General features: G+C 76.1%; 14 protein-coding genes. 5 read left to right on the top strand and 9 right to left on the bottom strand.

The features are described from left to right. The first annotated feature begins 24 nt into the window (after positions 1-24). Complete coding sequence (locus ACI79R_RS16945; protein ID WP_456574819.1) at positions 25-1128, top strand: LLM class flavin-dependent oxidoreductase; 1104 nt, start codon at positions 25-27, stop codon at positions 1126-1128. Continuing rightward, complete coding sequence (locus ACI79R_RS16940) at positions 1125-1757, top strand: FMN reductase (protein ID WP_456574818.1); 633 nt, start codon at positions 1125-1127, stop codon at positions 1755-1757. The genes ACI79R_RS16945 and ACI79R_RS16940 overlap by 4 nt, the downstream gene beginning before the upstream one ends. Here ACI79R_RS16940 and ACI79R_RS16935 read toward each other — a convergent pair. From ACI79R_RS16935 to ACI79R_RS16910, 6 genes are all read right to left on the bottom strand, one after another. Next, positions 1751-3394, bottom strand: coding sequence for an ABC transporter permease (locus ACI79R_RS16935; protein ID WP_456574817.1), 1644 nt, complete (start codon positions 3392-3394; stop codon positions 1751-1753). The two genes, ACI79R_RS16940 and ACI79R_RS16935, sit on opposite strands and share 7 nt — an antisense overlap. Continuing rightward, positions 3391-4353 carry an ABC transporter ATP-binding protein gene (locus ACI79R_RS16930; protein WP_456574816.1) on the bottom strand — a complete coding sequence of 321 codons (963 nt, stop codon included), beginning with the start codon at positions 4351-4353 and terminating at the stop codon, positions 3391-3393. Before ACI79R_RS16930 ends, ACI79R_RS16935 begins: the two co-directional genes overlap by 4 nt. Positions 4354-4491: 138 nt before the next feature. Next, a complete protein-coding gene (locus tag ACI79R_RS16925) occupies positions 4492-6066 on the bottom strand; it encodes a glutamate synthase-related protein (protein ID WP_456574815.1) in 1575 nt (524 codons plus the stop codon). Then, positions 6063-7634 (bottom strand): gluconokinase, encoded by a 1572-nt coding sequence (locus tag ACI79R_RS16920; RefSeq protein ID WP_456574814.1) that lies wholly within the window; start codon positions 7632-7634, stop codon positions 6063-6065. The genes ACI79R_RS16925 and ACI79R_RS16920 overlap by 4 nt, the downstream gene beginning before the upstream one ends. 48 nt (positions 7635-7682) lie before the next feature. Next, positions 7683-9014, bottom strand: a complete 1332-nt coding sequence (locus tag ACI79R_RS16915; RefSeq protein ID WP_456574813.1) for an MFS transporter — start codon at positions 9012-9014, stop codon at positions 7683-7685. 94 nt (positions 9015-9108) lie between these two features. Beyond that, positions 9109-10515 (bottom strand): MFS transporter, encoded by a 1407-nt coding sequence (locus ACI79R_RS16910; protein WP_456574812.1) that lies wholly within the window; start codon positions 10513-10515, stop codon positions 9109-9111. A 237-nt stretch (positions 10516-10752) separates the two neighbouring features. Between ACI79R_RS16910 and ACI79R_RS16905 the strand changes: the two genes are divergently transcribed. The 3 genes from ACI79R_RS16905 to ACI79R_RS16895 are packed head-to-tail and all read left to right on the top strand — an operon-like array spanning position 10753 to position 14733. Next, complete coding sequence (locus ACI79R_RS16905; protein ID WP_456574811.1) at positions 10753-11154, top strand: cupin domain-containing protein; 402 nt, start codon at positions 10753-10755, stop codon at positions 11152-11154. 58 nt (positions 11155-11212) lie between these two features. Further along, positions 11213-14071, top strand: coding sequence for an FAD-binding and (Fe-S)-binding domain-containing protein (locus ACI79R_RS16900; protein WP_456574810.1), 2859 nt, complete (start codon positions 11213-11215; stop codon positions 14069-14071). Next, the gene (locus ACI79R_RS16895) at positions 14068-14733 is read left to right on the top strand and encodes an NADPH-dependent F420 reductase (protein WP_456574809.1); all 666 of its coding nucleotides are present in this window, start codon (positions 14068-14070) and stop codon (positions 14731-14733) included. Before ACI79R_RS16900 ends, ACI79R_RS16895 begins: the two co-directional genes overlap by 4 nt. Positions 14734-14756: 23 nt before the next feature. On the opposite strand, the gene ACI79R_RS16890 is transcribed toward ACI79R_RS16895, so the two are convergent. The 3 genes from ACI79R_RS16890 to ACI79R_RS16880 form a co-directional block, all read right to left on the bottom strand. Beyond that, a complete protein-coding gene (locus ACI79R_RS16890) occupies positions 14757-15380 on the bottom strand; it encodes a GDSL-type esterase/lipase family protein (RefSeq protein WP_456574808.1) in 624 nt (207 codons plus the stop codon). A 116-nt stretch (positions 15381-15496) separates the two neighbouring features. Next, a complete protein-coding gene (gene fabG, locus ACI79R_RS16885) occupies positions 15497-16270 on the bottom strand; it encodes a 3-oxoacyl-ACP reductase FabG (RefSeq protein ID WP_456574807.1) in 774 nt (257 codons plus the stop codon). Between the two features lie 121 nt (positions 16271-16391). Continuing rightward, positions 16392-16811, bottom strand: a complete 420-nt coding sequence (locus ACI79R_RS16880; protein ID WP_456574806.1) for a DUF350 domain-containing protein — start codon at positions 16809-16811, stop codon at positions 16392-16394. Positions 16812-16855: the final 44 nt, after the last annotated feature.

The raw sequence follows: 16855 nt of genomic DNA, 5'->3' as shown, positions 1-16855 counted from the left end.
CTCTCAACCAAAGAGGCGATCGACATGCAGTTCGGGATCTTCACCGTCAGCGACATCACGCAGGACCCGACCACCGGCCGCACCCCCGCGGAGGCCGAGCGGATCAAGGCCGTCCAGACGATCGCGCTGAAGGCCGAGGAGGTCGGGCTCGACGTCTTCGCCCTCGGCGAGCACCACAACCCGCCGTTCTTCTCCTCCTCCCCGACCACGCTGCTGGCCTGGATCGCCGCCCGCACCACGCGGCTGCAGCTGTCGACGTCCACCACGCTGATCACCACCAACGACCCGGTGAAGATCGCCGAGGACTACGCGATGCTGCAGCACCTGGCCGAGGGCCGGGTCGACCTGATGATGGGCCGCGGCAACACCGGCCCCGTCTACCCGTGGTTCGGCCAGGACATCCGCGAGGGCATCCCGCTCGCCGTCGAGAACTACGCGCTGCTGCGCCGGCTGTGGACCGAGGACGTCGTCGACTGGTCGGGCAAGTACCGCACCCCGCTGCAGGGCTTCACCTCGACCCCGCGCCCGCTGGACGGCGTCCCGCCGTTCGTCTGGCACGGTTCGATCCGCAGCCCGCAGATCGCCGAGCAGGCCGCGTACTACGGCGACGGGTTCTTCGCCAACCACATCTTCTGGCCGGCCGAGCACACCGCCCGGATGGTCGAGTTCTACCGCCGCCGCTTCGAGCACCACGGGCACGGCGGCGCCGACCAGGCCATCGTCGGCCTCGGCGGGCAGGTGTTCATGCGCAAGAACAGCCAGGACGCCGTCCGCGAGTTCCGGCCCTACTTCGACAACGCCCCGGTCTACGGCCACGGCCCGTCGCTGGAGGAGTTCACCCGCGAGACGCCGTTGACCGTGGGCAGCCCCCAGCAGGTCATCGAGCGCACGCTGGGCTTCCGCGAGTACGTCGGCGACTACCAGCGGCAGCTGTTCCTCGTCGACCACGCCGGGCTGCCGCTGAAGACGGTGCTCGAGCAGCTGGACATCCTCGGCGGGGAGGTCGTGCCGGTGCTGCGCCGCGAGTTCGCCGCGCTCAAGCCCGCGCACGTGCCCGACGCCCCCACCCACGCCGCCCTCGTGGCGGCCCGCGCCGCGCAGCAGCAGGAGGAGGTCCCGGTCCGATGAGCACCCGCACCCTCGCCGTCGTCAGCGCCGGGCTGAGCACGCCGTCGTCCACCCGGCTGCTGGCCGACCGCCTCACCGCCGCCACCGTCGCCGCCCTCGGGCGGCGCGGGGACGACGCGACCGTCGAGGTCGTGGAGCTGCGCGAGCACGCCCGCGACCTCGCCGACGACCTGGTCACCGGGTTCGCCAACCGGTCGCTGCAGGCGGCGCTGGGCACCGTGGCCGGGGCCGACGGCCTGATCGCGGTGACGCCGGTGTTCTCGGCGTCCTACAGCGGCCTGTTCAAGACGTTCGTCGACGTCCTGGACCGCGACGCGCTGGCCGGCACCCCGGTGCTCATGGGCGCCACCGCCGGCACCGCCCGGCACTCCCTGGTGCTCGAGCACGCGATGCGGCCGCTGTTCGCCTACCTGCGCGCGGTGACCGTGCCGACCGCCGTCTTCGCCGCCGCCGAGGACTGGGCCGGCGGCGACGGCACCAGCCGCAGCCTGGCCGAGCGGGTCGACCGGGCCGCCGGCGAGCTGGCCGACCTGGTCGGCGGCCGGCCGGCCGCGGTGGCCCGGCCGGTGCTCGACGGCCCGTTCGGCGGGACGCCGTCGTTCGAGGAGCTGCTCCGCGGCGGTCACTGACCGCCGCGCGGCTCCCAGCGGAACCAGCGGACCGCCACGACGGCCGCGACGGCGCCCCACCCGGCCAGGACCGCGACGTGGTCCCAGCCGATCGACGGCGTGACGTGCCAGGCCTGCGCCAGCGCGCTCTGGAAGTGGCGCAGCGGGAACAGCCCGCCGATGGTGCGCATCCACTCCGGGCCGCCGACCAGGAACACGTCGGAGAAGAACGCCAGCGGGAGCAGCACGACGAGGGCGACGGGACCGACCGCCTTCGCCGTGGGCACGAACGAGGCGAGGGCGAACCCGCAGGCGGTGAGCGTCAGGGTGCCCAGGAGGACGATCGGCAGCCCCAGGAGCACGGCGCCGGCGGGCAGCCGGACGTCGAAGGCCAGGACGGCGACGCCGAGGACCAGCACCGCGATCAGCACGGCCATCCACAGACCCGCCGCCGTCCGGCCGGCGAGGTACTGCCACGGTCGCAGCGGGGTGCCGCGCAGCCGCTTGAGCACCCCCTTGTCCCGGGCCAGGGCCACCGACTCCGGCAGGTTGATGACGACGGTCACCCCGGCGCCCCACGCCACCATCCCGGCGGCGAAGAAGGTCTCGAACGGCATGCCGCCGACCTCGCCGCCCCTGCCCTGGGTGCCCACGAAGAACGCGTACAGGCCGACCGGCATGACCAGCGCGAAGAACAGGGACGCCGCGTCACGCCGCGCCGCCCGGTCGGCGGCGCGTGCCTGGTCGAGGACCATCGCGAGCGACGACGGGCGCCCGGAGCGCACCGCCCCCGCCGGAGCGTTCCCCGTCGCGCGCGCCGGCGCGCCGGCCGGCGGTGCGGCTCCCCCGCCCCGCCGGCCCGGCTCCCAGCCGAACCAGCGCGCGGCCACGACACCCGCCAGCAGTCCCCAGCCGGCGACGACGGCCGCCCGCCCCCAGTGCCAGCCCGACCCTGAGCCGAACGGGTCGAACTGCTCCTGCAGCATCGCGGTGAAGGGCTTGAGCGGGAACACCTCGCCGATGACGTCGAGCCACCGCGGGGTGGCGCTGTCCAGGGTGAACATCCCCGAGACGAAGGTCAGCGTGACCGCCGTCGCCACGGAGGCGGCCTGCGCGACGGCCTGGGTCCGCGACACCGCGGCCACGGCCAGTCCGATCGCGGCGAAGCAGGCGATGCCCAGGACCAGGGTGGCCACCGTCGCCGGCAGGGTCCGGTCGAGGATCCGGACGTCGAAGCCGACCACGCCCACGGCCAGCGCGGCCGCGACGGAGGCGAGGGCGAACACGACCGCGCCGCCGATCCGCCCCGCCAGGTACGCCCACGCGGGCAGCGGCGTGCCGCGCAGCCGCTTGAGCACCCCGGCCTCGCGGGCCGCGGCCAGCGAGATGGCCACGGTGGGATAGGCGGAGTACAGGACACCCATGGCGATCGCCGTCGGGGTGGCGAACTGCATCACCCGCACCCCGCCGGCCTCGTCGACGGTCTCGTTGCCCGCGACCGCCCCGATGACCAGCAGCCAGACCAGCGGCAGCGCGAAGCTGAAGACGAGCACCACGCCCGTCCGCCAGAGGTCCAGCACGGCGTACCGGACCTGGCCTCCGAGCAGCGCGATCGGGCCCGGGCGCGCCGTCGCCGGCGCGTCCGCGCGTGCGGTCACGATCCGCTCCGCACCGTCGCGTCCTGGGCCGAGCGGGCCACCGGCACCCGCCCCTCGTCCTCGGCCGTCCCGCCGACCAGCCGCAGGTAGACGTCCTCCAGCGACGGCCGGCGCACCTCGAGCGCCGGCAGCTCGACCCCGCGCTGCAACGCCCAGCCGGTGAGCCGGTGCAGGGCCGCCGTGGGCTGCACCGTGCTCAGCAGCCAGTCCAGCCCCTCGCGGGCCAGGTCGCCGTCCAGCGCCGGCAGCGTCGCGGGGTCGGCGTCCGACGGCAGGCGGAACCGGACCACGGCCGCCTCGTGACCGGCCGCCAGCTCGGCCGGTGTGCCCACCGCGACCAGCCGGCCCCGCGCCACGATCGCCACCCGGTCGGCCAGGTGCTCGGCCTCGTCGAGGTAGTGGGTCGTGAGCAGCACGGTCTTGCCCAGGCCGCGCAGCTGCTCCACGAGGTCCCAGGCACGGCGCCGGGCGGAGGGGTCGAATCCCGTCGTCGGCTCGTCGAGGAACAGCAGGTCGGGATCGCCCACCAGGCCGAGGGCCAGGTCGAGTCGCCGGCGCTGGCCGCCGGAGAGGGTCTTGACCCGCGCCTCCCGCTTGTCCCCGAGGCCCACCAGGTCGATGACCTCGTCGACGGCGCGCCGCCGGGGGTACAGCCCGCGGTGCAGGCGCACGAGCTCGCGCACCGAGAAGTCGTCGTCGAAGCCCGCCTCCTGCAGCACGATGCCGATGTGCTCGCGGTACTCCCGGCCGCCGGTCTCCGGGTCGTAGCCCAGCACGCGGACCTGCCCGGAGGTGCGCCGGCGATGCCCCTCGAGGATCTCGACGGTGGTGGTCTTCCCCGCGCCGTTCGGACCGAGCAGGGCGAAGACCTCCCCCTCCTCGATGACGAAGGACAACCCGTCGACGGCGGGGGACCCGCCGTACTCCTTGCGGAGGTCGGTCACCTCGACAGCAGCCATCGGTGCTCCTCGGGCGCGGGGCGCCCACGATAGGCCCGCCGGGGTGCCCGATTCCAGGCCCGCGCGAGCCGCGGCATAGGAGGCTTTACCCATGTTCTGGGAGCCAGGGCGTGGGTAAAGCCTCCTATGCCCGAGGGATCAGCCGACGGCGGTCGCGGACGGCGTCGCCGACCCGCCCTGCTCGCCCTCCCCCGTCATGATCCGCACGATCTCCGCCCGGTCGGCCTCCGACGGCAGCCCCCATCCGGGCTCGTAGCCGTAGACCCGGTCCAGCGGCGTGCCCGAGACCCGCCCGTCGAGGATCTCCACCGATCCGGTGTCGATCAGCCCGGGGTGCTCGACGCCGCACGCCTCGGCCACCTTCATCAGGTCGCGGCGCAGCGTGGTGACGTAGTTGGCCAGGCGCACCGACTTCAGCGCCGGGTCCAGGCCGTGGGCCAGCCAGGGGTCCTGGGTCGCCACGCCGGTCGGGCAGCGGTCGGTGTGGCACTTCTGCGCCTGGATGCAGCCGATCGCCAGCATCGCCTCGCGGGCGACGTTCACCATGTCGCAACCCAGGGCGAAGGCGACGATCGCGTTGTCGGGCAGGCCGAGCTTCCCGCCGCCGATGAAGGTGACCGAGTCGGTCAGCCCCGCACGGGCGAACGTGGCGTACACCCGGGCGAACCCGAGCTGGAAGGGCAGCGAGACCGAGTCGCTGAAGATCAGCGGCGCGGCGCCGGTGCCGCCCTCGCCGCCGTCGATGGTCACGAAGTCCACGCCGCGCCCGCTGGTGGCCATGAGCTCGGTGAGCTCGTCCCAGAAGGTCATGTCGCCGACGGCGGCCTTGATGCCCACGGGCAGCCCGGTCTCGGCGGCCAGCAGCTCCACCCAGTCGAGCAGGCTGTCGACGTCGGAGAACTCCGCGTGCCGCGACGGGCTGACGCAGTCCACGCCCTGCCGCACGCCCCGCGCCGCGGCGATCTCCGGCGAGACCTTCGCCGCCGGCAGCACGCCGCCCAGGCCCGGCTTGGCCCCCTGGCTGAGCTTGATCTCGAGGGCCCGCACCGGGGCCGAGGCCACCAGGTCGCGCAGCCGGGCCAGGTCGAACCGGCCGTCCTCGTCGCGGCAGCCGAAGTAGGCGGTGCCGATCTGGAACACCAGCTCCCCGCCGTGCCGGTGGTGCACCGACAGCCCGCCCTCGCCGGTGTTCTGCAGGCACCCGGCCAGCGCCACCCCGCGGTTGATCGCCTCGACCGCCGCGCCCGACAGCGAGCCGAAGCTCATCGCCGACACGTTGACCACCGACCGCGGGCGGAAGGCGTGCGCCCGCCCGCGCGGCCCGCCCAGCACCTTGGCCGAGGGCAGCTCGACGTCGTACCCGGAGGCCGGGTGCGACGGCGGCACGGCGCGGCCGAAGGTGCGGTGCTTGATGACGGCGTAGCCCGCCGTGTGCTCGACGTCGTTGTCGGTGCCGAACCCGAAGTAGTTGTTCTCCTTCTTCGACGAGGCGTAGACCCAGCGCCGCTGGTCGCGGGTGAACGGCCGCTCCTCGTCGTTGCCGGCCACCAGGTACTGGCGCAGCTCCGGCCCGATGGACTCCAGCAGGTAGCGGGCATGGCCCACCACCGGGTAGTTGCGCAGCAGCGTGTGCTCGCGCTGCAGCAGGTCGCGGGCGGCCACGGCGGCCACCGCCCCCAGCCCCGCGACCGCGGCACGGACCGCACCCTTCATGACCGCCTCCTCCCCCCGGCCGGCGCCTCCACCGGGTCGGCCGGGCTGTCGTCGAGCGCGTCCAGCGCCGTCAGGACGTCGGTCAGCGCGTCCGTCGAGCGTGCCACCAGCGGCCGCATCGCGCGGTACAGAGCGGCCGCCCGCGGTTCCGGGTCCACCGGATCGGAGACGGCGACGAGCGCGGTGGCGGCGTCCAGGTCGGGCAGCGCGCCCAGCGCGTGCCAGCCGAGCAGGCAGGCGCCGAGGCCGGTGCCCTCCGGGGAGTCGGCGACCCGCACCGGGAGGTCCAGCGCGGCGGCCAGCGTCTGCACCCACAGGTCGGCGGCGACCGCGCCGCCCGTGGCCCGGACCTCCCGCACCGGCAGCCGGGCGGCGCCGAAGGCGTCGCGCACCAGCGCCAGCTGCTGGCAGACGCCCTCGACCGCGGCCCGCACCAGGTGCGGGCGGCGGTGCTCGCGGCGCAGCCCGAGGTAGGCGCCGCGCAGCCCGGAGCGCCACCACGGCGCCCGCTCGCCCAGCAGGTAGGGCAGGCAGAGCAGGCCGTCGCTGCCCGCCGGCACCCCGGCGGCCTCGGCGAGCAGCCGGGCGTCGAACTCGTCGGCCTCCTCCCCCTCCAGGTGCGCGCCGTCGGCCAGCGCCTGGGCGGCCCAGCGCACCACCGAGCCGCCGTTGTTCACCGCTCCCCCGACCACCCAGTGCTCGTCGGTGAGCGCGTAGCAGAACAGCCGGCGGTCGGGGTCGATCGTCGGCTCGGGGACGACGACGCGCAGCGCGCCGCTGGTGCCCAGCGACACCGCCGCGACGTCGGGCCGCACGGCGCCGACCCCGAGGTTGGCCAGCACGCCGTCGGCGGCGCCCAGCACCACGGGGGTGGCCTCCGGCAGCCCGGCCGCGGCGGCCACCTCCGGCCGCAGCCGGGGCAGCACCGTGGTGGTGGGCAGCACCTCGGGCAGCTGCGCCACGCGCACGCCGGCGATGTCCACCGCCTCGTCGTCCCACCGCTGGGCGCGCAGGTCGTACATGCCCGTGGTCGAGGCGCACGAGCGGTCCAGCACGTGCGCCCCGCCGCACAGCGCGCCGACCAGCAGCTCCTTGACCCCTCCCCAGCGCGGCACCCGGCGCACCGCGTCGGGGTCGTGCTCGGCGGTCCAGGCCAGCTTGACCAGGGGCGCCATCGGGTGCACGGGGGTGCCGGTGCGGGCGTGCAGCCCCGCGGCGCGGCCGGCCGTCCCGAGGGCGGCGGCCTGCCCGGCGGCGCGGGCGTCGGCCCAGGTCAGCACGGTTCCCAGCGGCGCGCCGTCGTCGTCCAGCGGAACGACGCCGTGCATGGCGGCGGACAGGCAGATCCCGACCACGCGGTCACCCCGCTCCCGGGCCCGGGCGGCCACCTGGGTGAGGGCCTCGACGGCGGCGCCGGCCAGCCGGTGCGCGTCGAGCTCGGCGCGGCCGGGTGCCGGCACCAGCAGCCGATAGCCGATGCTCACCAGGTCGCGGACGCGGGCGTCGGTGCCGGCGGTGACGGCCTTCGTGGCCGTCGTCCCCGCATCCAGCCCGACCACGACGTCCACGTCAGCGATCCTGGCCGGGGGCCGCGGGGCCCGCCAGCGCAGGCGGGATCAGCGGACGGCGGTCCGGCTCCGCAGCCGGGCGGCCACCGCGGTGCCCAGCGGCACGAGGACGACGCCGTCGTCGATCAGCCGGGCGCGCAGCAGCCGCCGGTGGTGAAGCAGGCCGGCCAGGCCGATCGCCCAGAACACGTACTGCACGGCGAACGCGGCGCGGAACGCGTCCAGCGAGTAGGCGGTGGAGGCGCCCGGGGTCAGCACGTCGAGCACCGCGCCGATCGCCAGCACGGTCAGCAGCGAGGCCACGAACCCGCCGACGTTGACCACGCCGCTGGCGCTGCCCTGCCGCTCGGCCGGGTTCCAGGTGCGGGCGAAGTCGAAGCCGATCATCGACCCGGGCCCGTTGGTGCCGAGGACGACGACCAGCGCGACCAGCAGCGGCAGGGGTGCCCGCCCGGGCCACAGCAGGACGACGGTCCACATCCCGGCGGTCGCGGCGAGGATGGCGAGCACCAGAACCGACCGGCGCAGCGGCCAGCGGGCGCACAGCCGGCCGAGCAGCGGGCCGACGACCATGCCGACGAGCACCAGCAGGGTGAGCAGCCCGGCGGCGACCGCCGGGCTCAGGCCCTGCCCCACCACGAGGAACGGATAGCCCCACAGCAGCGCGAAGACCGTGCCGGAGAACTGGGTGACGAGGTGGGTGTACAGCCCGACCCGGGTGCCGGGCTCCCGCCAGGTGGCGGCCAGCGCGCGGCGCACCTCGGCGAGGTCGGCCGGCACGGCGAGGACGGTGCCGGGCGGCGCGTCGCGCAGCGCCGCGAACACGAGGACGGCGACCAGCAGCCCGACCGCGGCCGCGCCGAGGAAGGTGCTCCGCCAGGCCACCGAGTGCAGCAGGGCGACCAGCGGATAGGCGGCGACCACCGCGCCGACCTGGCCGAGGATGCCGGTGAGCTGGGTGATCAGCGGCACCGTGCGGCCGGGGAACCACAGCCCGACGACCCGCAGCACGCTGATGAACGTCATGGCGTCGCCGGCCCCGACCAGCACCCGGGCGGCGACCGCGGTGGGCACGTCGGTGGCCAGCGCGAGCAGCAGCTGCCCGGCGGCCATCGTCAGCCCGCCGGCCACGATCAGCCGCCGGGAGCCGTACCGGTCCAGCGCCACGCCCACCGGCACCTGCATGGCCGCGTACACGGCGAGCTGCAGCACGAGGAACAGCGAGACCGCCGACGCCCCGGCGGAGAACCGCTCCTGCGCCTCGACGCCGGCGACGCCCAGCGAGGCGCGGTGGAAGATCGCCACCACGTAGGCCAGCAGGGCCACCAGCCAGACCGCCACGGCACGGGCGGTGGCGCGGGCCGGTTCGGGTGCGCTCACCCCAGGGACGACGTCATCGACGGCCCTGTTTCTTCCGCTTCCGGGGGGTGACCTCACCCACCACCGGGCAGCGGCGGTGCTGCCAGGGCGACCGTCAGCGACGGGCCGGCCGGATCAGCAGCACCGCCAGCGCGCCGGCGAGGGCCACCGCCGCGCCGCCGAGGGCCGCGGCGTTCCAGCCGCTGGTGAGCCCGGCGGGCGAGGCCGCCGGGCCGGCCGCGAGCACCACGACGGTGACGCCGAGCGCGGCCCCCACGTACCGGGCCGTGTTGTTGGCCCCGCTGCCCATCGACGCGCGGGCCGCCGGCACGTGCGCCACCGCCTCCCGGCCCAGCGCCGCGTTGGCCGCGCCGTAGCCCGCGCCGAGCACCACCATCCCGGGCAGCACGCGCAGCCACGACCCGTCGGGCGCGAGCACGGCCAGGAGCGCGATCCCGGCCGCGGAGACGGCGAGCGCGCCGGCGAGCAGCAGCCGGCCGTCGACGCCGGGCACCCACCGCAGCCCGACGGCGACGACGGTGGCCACCGCCGACCAGACCAGCACCAGGACCGTGGCGGCCAGGAGGCTGTCGCCGAGCCCGCGCTGGAGCACCGTGGGCAGGTAGGACATCAGGCCCACGACCGCGGCCCCGGTGACCAGCGCGCCCACCGTCGCGGCGACGAACCCGGGCACCCGGAACAGGGCCGGCTCCACCAGCGGCGCGACCGCTCGCCGCTCGGCGACGACCAGGGCCACCGCGAGCAGCCCGCTGCCCGTGAACAGCAGCGCGACGACCGTCGGCCCCGTGCCGCTGCGGAGCGCCACCAGGGCGGTGAGCAGCGCGGCGACCGTACCCACGAGGAGGACCGCGCCGGCGACGTCGAGGCCGGCGCGGGGCATCCGCGGCGTCTCGGGCAGGCCCCAGCGTGCCGCGGCCGCCCCGGCGAGGGCGAGCACGGCGGTCGCGGCGTACGTGGCACGCCAGCCGTCGGCGCCGTCGAGGACGACGGTGGCCAGCCCGCCGACACCGGTGCCGGCGCCGATGCAGGCGCCCCACACCGCGGCCGCGCGGGCCCGGCCCGGACCGACGGGGTACGCCGCGGCGATCAGGCCCAGGGAGCAGGCGAGGACGGCCGCGCCGCCCACCCCCTGCACGAGCCGCCCGGCGACCACCCAGCCGGTGCCGGGGGCAGCCGCGCAGACGGCGGCGCCGACCGCCAGCACGACGAGGCCGGCGACGAACACCCGCCGCCGGCCGACGTCGTCGGCCACCGTGCCGGCCACGAGCAGGGCCGCGGCCAGCCCCACGCTCATGGCGCTGAGCAGCCACGCCGTGCCCCCGGCACCGGTGCCGAGGTCGGCGGCGGTGCGGACGCCGGTGGCCAGCGGTGTCACGAAGGCGGCGAGCACGACGACGGTGCTGGCCGACACGAGCGCGAGGACCCGGCGCTGCTCGGCCGGCGTCGCCTCCCCCGGGGCCGGCGGCGCGAGGACGGACGGCTCGGCGGGGGTGCGCGACACGGGGGCCTCCAGGCGGTTGGACTTCCCTACCGACCGGCTGACCGTAACAGGGTCGGTCCGGATGTCAAACCACCTCGGGAGGGCCGGAGGGGGGCACGGGCCCGGTGCGGCGTCCTTCACCCGCTCGGGAGGACTACTCCGCGCGGGTCGGGGGCAGGACCAGCAGGTCAGCCGTCCGGCCGGCCCCGCCGCGCCCGGACGCACCGGAACTGCAGGTCAGGAGAGAGGAGCGCGTCGATGGCGTCCGTCATCCACTACACGATCGCGACCGAGGCGGAGAAGAGCGCGGACTTCCGCCGGGTGCTGTGGACCGGCAAGAACACCCAGCTGGTGATCATGACGATCCCGCCGGGCGGCGAGATCGGCGAGGAGGTCCACGAGGACATCGACCAGATCCTCACCTTCGTCAGCGGCACCGGTGAGGCCAAGGTCGGCGGCGCCACCAAGAAGGTGGCCCAGGGCGACCTCGTCGTCGTCCCCGCGGGCACGAAGCACAACTTCCTCAACACCGGCGAGAACCCGCTCATCCTCTACACCGTCTACGGCCCCCCGGAGCACGCCGACGGCGCGGTGCACCACACCAAGGAGGAGGCCGACGAGGCCGAGGAGTCCGGCAAGGACGAGCCGCCCACCGAGTGAGCCGGCGCGGGGCCACCGCCGGTGGCCCCGCGCGGAACCCGCGGGAGACGATCGGCCCATGACCTCCCGCGCTGCCCGGCCCGATCCCGCGACGGCCGAGGTGACCGCGGCGTTGCGGCGGGCCGGCCTCGCCGACGTCGACGACTCGGGCCTCGCCCGGGCCCTGTACTCCTCCGATGGCTCGCTGTACCGGGTGCTGCCGCGCGCCGTCGTCCGCCCCCGGCACCCCGACGAGCTGGTGGCCACCCTCGAGGTCTGCCGCGAGCTCGGCGTCCCCCTGACCGCGCGCGGCGCCGGCACGTCCATCGCCGGCAACGCGGTCGGCCCGGGCGTCGTCGTCGACACCAGCCGGCACCTGACCCGGGTGCACGGCATCGACGCCGAGGCACGGACGGCGACGGTCGACCCGGGGGTCGTGCAGGCCTCGCTGCAGGCGGCGGCCCGCCCGCACGGGCTGCGCTTCGGCCCCGACCCGAGCACGCACAACCGCTGCACCGTCGGCGGGATGATCGGCAACAACGCCTGCGGCTCGCGGGCGCTGGGCTACGGGCGGACGTCGGACAACGTCGTCGGCCTGGACGTGGTGACCGGCGGCGGCGACCGGCTGCGGCTCGGCCCGGGGGCGGCCGGCGGGGTGCTGGACGACCTGCGCCGCCTGGTCGCCGGCGACCTCGCCGCGATCCGCACGGAGCTGGGCCGCTTCGGCCGGCAGGTGTCGGGCTACTCGCTGGAGCACCTGCTGCCCGAGCGCGGCGCCGACGCCGCCCGCGCGCTGGTCGGCAGCGAGGGCACCCTCGCGCTGGTGCTCGGCGCGACCGTGCGGCTGGTGGCCGACGCCCCGTTCCGGGGGCTGGTCGTGCTCGGCTACCCGTCGATGGCCGACGCCGCCGACGCCACCCCCGCCCTGCTCCCCCACCGCCCCACCGCCGTCGAGGGGCTGGACCAGCGCATCGTGCAGCGGCTGCGCGATGTGCCGGCCGCCGTCGTCCCGGACCTGCCGCGCGGCGAGGGCTGGCTGGTCGTGGAGGTGACCGGCGACAGCCTCGCGGAGGTCGAGGCGACGGCCGCGCGCGTGGTCGCCGACGCCGGCGCGGTCGACGTCCTGGTGGTCACCGACCCGGCCGAGGCGGCGGCGATCTGGCGGATCCGGGAGGACGGCGCGGGCCTGGCCGCGCGCACCAGCGACGGCCGCCCGGCCCACGCGGGCTGGGAGGACGCCGCCGTGCCCGTCGAGTCGCTCGGCTCCTACCTGCGGGGCTTCGAGGCGCTGCTGGACGAGCACGGGCTGCAGGGGGTGCCGTACGGGCACTTCGGCGACGGCTGCGTGCACGTGCGGATCGACTTCCCGTTCGGTGCCGCCGACGACGCCGGCCGCAGCCGCTACCGCGCGTTCGTCACCGACGCCGCCGCGCTGGTCGCCCGCTACGGCGGCTCGATCTCCGGCGAGCACGGCGACGGCCGGGCCCGCAGCGAGCTGCTGACCACCATGTACTCCGGGCGGGTGCTCGCGCTGTTCGAGCGGGTCAAGGCGCTGTTCGACCCCGACGACGTGCTCAACCCCGGCGTGCTCGTGCGCCCGGCCCCGCTGGACGCCGACGTCCGCGTGGCCGCCGCGCCCCGGCTCACCGAGGGGCTGGCCCTGGCCTACCGGCACGACGGGGGCGACCTCTCCGCCGCCGTGCACCGCTGCACCGGCGTCGGCAAGTGCCGGGCCGACCTGACCGCCACCGGCGGGGTGATGTGCCCGTCGTTCCCCGCCACCCGCGAGGAGAAGGACTCCACCCGCGGCCGCGCCCGCGTGCTGCAGGAGATGCTGGCGCCCGGCGGGCCGGTGCGCGACTGGCGGTCGCCGGAGGTGCATGCGGCGCTCGACCTGTGCCTGTCGTGCAAGGGGTGCGCCCGCGACTGCCCCACCGGCGTGGACATGGCCGCCTACAAGGCCGAGGTGCTGTACCAGAGCCATCGCGGCCGGCTGCGCCCGCGGTCGCACTACACGCTGGGCCGGCTGCCCCGCTGGGCCGACCTCGCCGCCCGCGCGCCGCGGCTGGTCAACGCCGTCCTCTCCTCGCGGGCCGGCGCCCGGCTGGCCCGGTGGGGTGCGGGGGTCGACCAGCGCCGCGACCTGCCCGCGTTCGCCGAGCGGACGTTCCGCGACCGGTGGGCCCGCCGCCCGGAGCGCACCACCGGCGATCCGGTCGCGCTGTGGGTCGACTCGTTCACCGACCACTTCGCCCCCGAGGTGGCCGAGGCGGCGGTGCGGGTGCTGGAGGAGGCCGGCTACCGGGTGCAGGTGCCGGCCGCCGACACCTGCTGCGGGCTGACCTGGATCACCACCGGGCAGCTGGACCGCGCGCGGGCGATCCTCGGCCGGACCGTGGCCGCGCTGGCCCCGCTGGCCGAGGCCGGGGTGCCGGTCGTGGGGCTCGAGCCCTCCTGCACGGCCGTGCTGCGCGGCGACGCCCGCGAGCTGGTGCCCGGCCCCGCCGCCGAGCGCCTGGCGCAGGGGACGTCGACCCTCGCCGAGCTGCTCGCCCGCGCGCCGGGGTGGCGGCCGCCGTCCCTCGACGGGCTGGAGGTGGTCGCCCAGCCGCACTGCCACCACGCCGCCACGATGGGCTGGTCGGCCGACGAGCGGCTGCTGCGCGACGCCGGGGCCCGCGTGCGCCGGATCGGCGGCTGCTGCGGGCTGGCCGGCAACTGGGGCATCGAGCGCGGCCACCACGACGTGTCGGTCGCGATCGCCGAGGGGCAGCTGCTGCCGGCGGTCCGGGAGCTGGGCGAGGACGGCGTGGTGCTGGCCGACGGGTTCTCCTGCCGCACCCAGCTCGACCAGCTGGCCGGCCGGCGCGGCCTCCACCTCGCTCAGCTGCTCGCCGGCGGAATGGACGGCGCGCTGCCGCGTTCGGGCAGGGCATGACCACCATCGGCATCATCGGCGCCGGCCACATCGGCACGGCGCTGGCCCAGGCAGCGACCGACGCCGGCCACGACGTCGTCCTGTCCAACTCCCGCGGCCCGGAGACCCTGGCCGGCACCGTCGCGGCGATCGAGGCCCGGCCCGGCCGGCGCGGCGCGATCCGCGCGGCCACCGCCGACGACGCCGGCGCCGCCGGCGACATCGTCGTGGTGACCGTGCCGCTCAAGGCGCTGCCCGACGTCCCCGTCGAGCCGCTGGCCGGCAAGGTCGTCATCGACACCAACAACTACTACCCGGAGCGGGACGGGCGGATCGCCGCGCTCGACGACGAGACCACCACCACCGCGGAGCTGGCCCAGCAGCACCTGCCGAGCTCGCGGGTGGTCAAGGCGTTCAACCACATCCTCGCCGCCGACATCACCGCCCGCCGCACGCCGCCGGGCACGCCGCACCGCCGCGCGCTGGCCATAGCCGGCGACGACGCGGCGGCCAAGGAGACCGTCACCGCGTTCATCGACGGCCTCGGCTTCGACGTCCTCGACCTGGGCCCGCTCGCCGAGGGCTGGCGGATCCAGCGCGACACCCCGGGCTACGGCGCCGACCTCGACCTCGCCGGGCTGACCGCGGCGGTCGCCGCGGCCCAGCGCTACCGCGACATGTGACCGCCCGGCGCCCGCGCGGCCGCTCAGGCCGCGCGGGCGTCCCGGCGGGCGTGCGCGGCGCGGACGACGAAGGGCACCAGCGCGGCGGCGATCGCGGCGTAGCCGGTCGACGACGGGTGGAACCGGTCGGCGGCGAACATCGCCGGATCGCTCTCGAAGGAGCGGCCGACGTGCGCGGCGACGGCGGCGACCGACGCGCCCGCCGCCTCGGCGGCCGCGGCCTGCTGCTCCTGCAGCCGGACCGAGGCGGCCTGCACGACCGGGCGGAAGGCCGGCGGGACGAACGGGATGCTCGACATGTCCGGCGCCGGGACGACCACCACGTCGGTGCCGGCGGCGCGCAGGTCGCGCACCGCCTGCGCGAGGGCGGCCACCGCGGCGTCGGTCGGCACGAACCGGGCGAGGTCGTTGGCGCCGATCACCACGACGGCGAGGTCGGCGCCGAGCGCCACCGCCGAGCGCACCTGCGCGGCGAGCCCGGCGCTGACCGCGCCCGGGACGGCGAGCACGGAGAGCGCGACGTCGTAGCCCTCGAGGTCGAGGGCGGCGGCCAGCCGGGGGCCGAGGGTGTCAGCGGTGCGCTGGGCGCCGGTGCCGTAGGCGATGGAGTCACCGAGGACGGCGAGCCGGAGGGAGGAGCGGTCCACGGCAGTCACAACGCCGGCCGGCGGGGCGCTGTGCCCGCCGGCCGGCGTCGTGCGTCTCACAGGAGGAGGACATGCCTGCTCCCCACGACGCGCGCCGCGGGCCCCTGCACGCGGCCTCAGGCCTTCGGGCCGCCCGCGGCGTAGATGACCTGGCCGGACACGAAGCCGGCGCCCTCGCTGACGAGGAACGACACCAGGTTCGCGATGTCCTCGGGCTGGCCGACGCGGGCCACCGGGATCTCCTTGGCGGCGGCGGCGATGAAGTCCTCGAACGGCACGCCGATGCGCTCGGCGGTCGCCTTGGTCATCTCGGTCTGGATGAAGCCCGGGGCGATCGCGTTGGCGGTCACGCCGAACTTGCCCAGCTCGATGGCGACGGTCTTGGTGAAGCCCTGCAGCCCGGCCTTGGCGGTGGCGTAGTTGGCCTGGCCGCGGTTGCCCAGCGCCGAGACGCTGGAGAGGTTGACGATCCGGCCCCACTTGGCGTCGATCATGTGCTTCTGGGCCGCGCGGGTCATGAGGAAGGCACCCCGCAGGTGCACGTTCATGACGACGTCCCAGTCGGCGTCGGTCATCTTGAACAGCATGTTGTCGCGGGTGACGCCCGCGTTGTTGACCAGCACCACGGGGGCGCCGAGCTCGGCGGCGACCCGGTCGACCGCGGCCTGCACCTGGTCGGCGTCGCTCACGTCGGCACCCACGGCCAGGCCCTTGCCCCCGGCCGCCTCGATCGCCGAGACGGTGCCCTGCGCCGCCGTCTCCTCGAGGTCCAGCACGGCGACGGCGAAGCCGTCGGCGGCCAGCTTCTGGGCGGTGGCGGCGCCGATGCCGCGGGCCGCGCCGGTGACGATGGCCACGCGGCCGGCGGCCCCGCTGGTGTCGCTGCTCATGTCGCTCCCCTTCGTGTCGGCACCCCGCGGGTGCCGGTCGATCGTCGTGAAGTCCCTCGACACCGTACGGCCGGGGCGGTCCGGCCTCGCGAGCGGTCTCGACCGCCGGACGGGGCTCCGCTCAGGGCCAGATGCTGGCCACGATGATCGCCGCCACGGAGAGCTGGGCGGCGGCGCTGACCAGGCTGGCCGGGTGGAACGTCACCTCGGTGAGGTGCCGGCCGAGCCGGCCCGGGGTGATCAGGTCCAGCAGCACGAACGCGACCGCCTGCAGCAGCACCCCGAGCACGCCGAAGACGACGGTGTAGAGGAGCGCCTGGCCGAAGCCGCTGGTCGCGTTGGTCCAGATGCTGGCGAAGGCGATGGCGCCCTGCCCCAGGAACCCGGCGGCAAGGGTGATCGCGGCGTTGACCGAGCGGTGCTCGTAGATGTGCCGGCCCAGGTGGCCCGGGGTGAGCAGGTCCAGGGCGTAGAACCCGAGGACCAGCAGCACGAGGCCGACCCCCGTGTAGGCGACGGCGTAGCCGATGCTGGCCAGCATGGGGTCGCAGACCTCCGGGGACGGCGGGGCGGGGCGCTGCTGTG

The sequence above is a fragment of the Blastococcus sp. SYSU D00820 genome, from assembly GCF_054050695.1.
This window is presented reverse-complemented; position numbering and strand designations above follow the sequence as displayed.

Coding starts and splice junctions, on each gene's coding strand:
- ACI79R_RS16945 (WP_456574819.1), top strand. CDS start 25: ATGCAGTTCGGGATCTTCACCGTCAGCGACATCACGCAGGACCCGACC.
- ACI79R_RS16940 (WP_456574818.1), top strand. CDS start 1,125: ATGAGCACCCGCACCCTCGCCGTCGTCAGCGCCGGGCTGAGCACGCCG.
- ACI79R_RS16930 (WP_456574816.1), bottom strand. CDS start 4,353: ATGGCTGCTGTCGAGGTGACCGACCTCCGCAAGGAGTACGGCGGGTCC.
- ACI79R_RS16925 (WP_456574815.1), bottom strand. CDS start 6,066: ATGAAGGGTGCGGTCCGTGCCGCGGTCGCGGGGCTGGGGGCGGTGGCC.
- ACI79R_RS16905 (WP_456574811.1), top strand. CDS start 10,753: ATGGCGTCCGTCATCCACTACACGATCGCGACCGAGGCGGAGAAGAGC.
- ACI79R_RS16900 (WP_456574810.1), top strand. CDS start 11,213: ATGACCTCCCGCGCTGCCCGGCCCGATCCCGCGACGGCCGAGGTGACC.
- ACI79R_RS16895 (WP_456574809.1), top strand. CDS start 14,068: ATGACCACCATCGGCATCATCGGCGCCGGCCACATCGGCACGGCGCTG.
- fabG (WP_456574807.1), bottom strand. CDS start 16,270: ATGAGCAGCGACACCAGCGGGGCCGCCGGCCGCGTGGCCATCGTCACC.
- ACI79R_RS16880 (WP_456574806.1), bottom strand. CDS start 16,811: ATGCTGGCCAGCATCGGCTACGCCGTCGCCTACACGGGGGTCGGCCTC.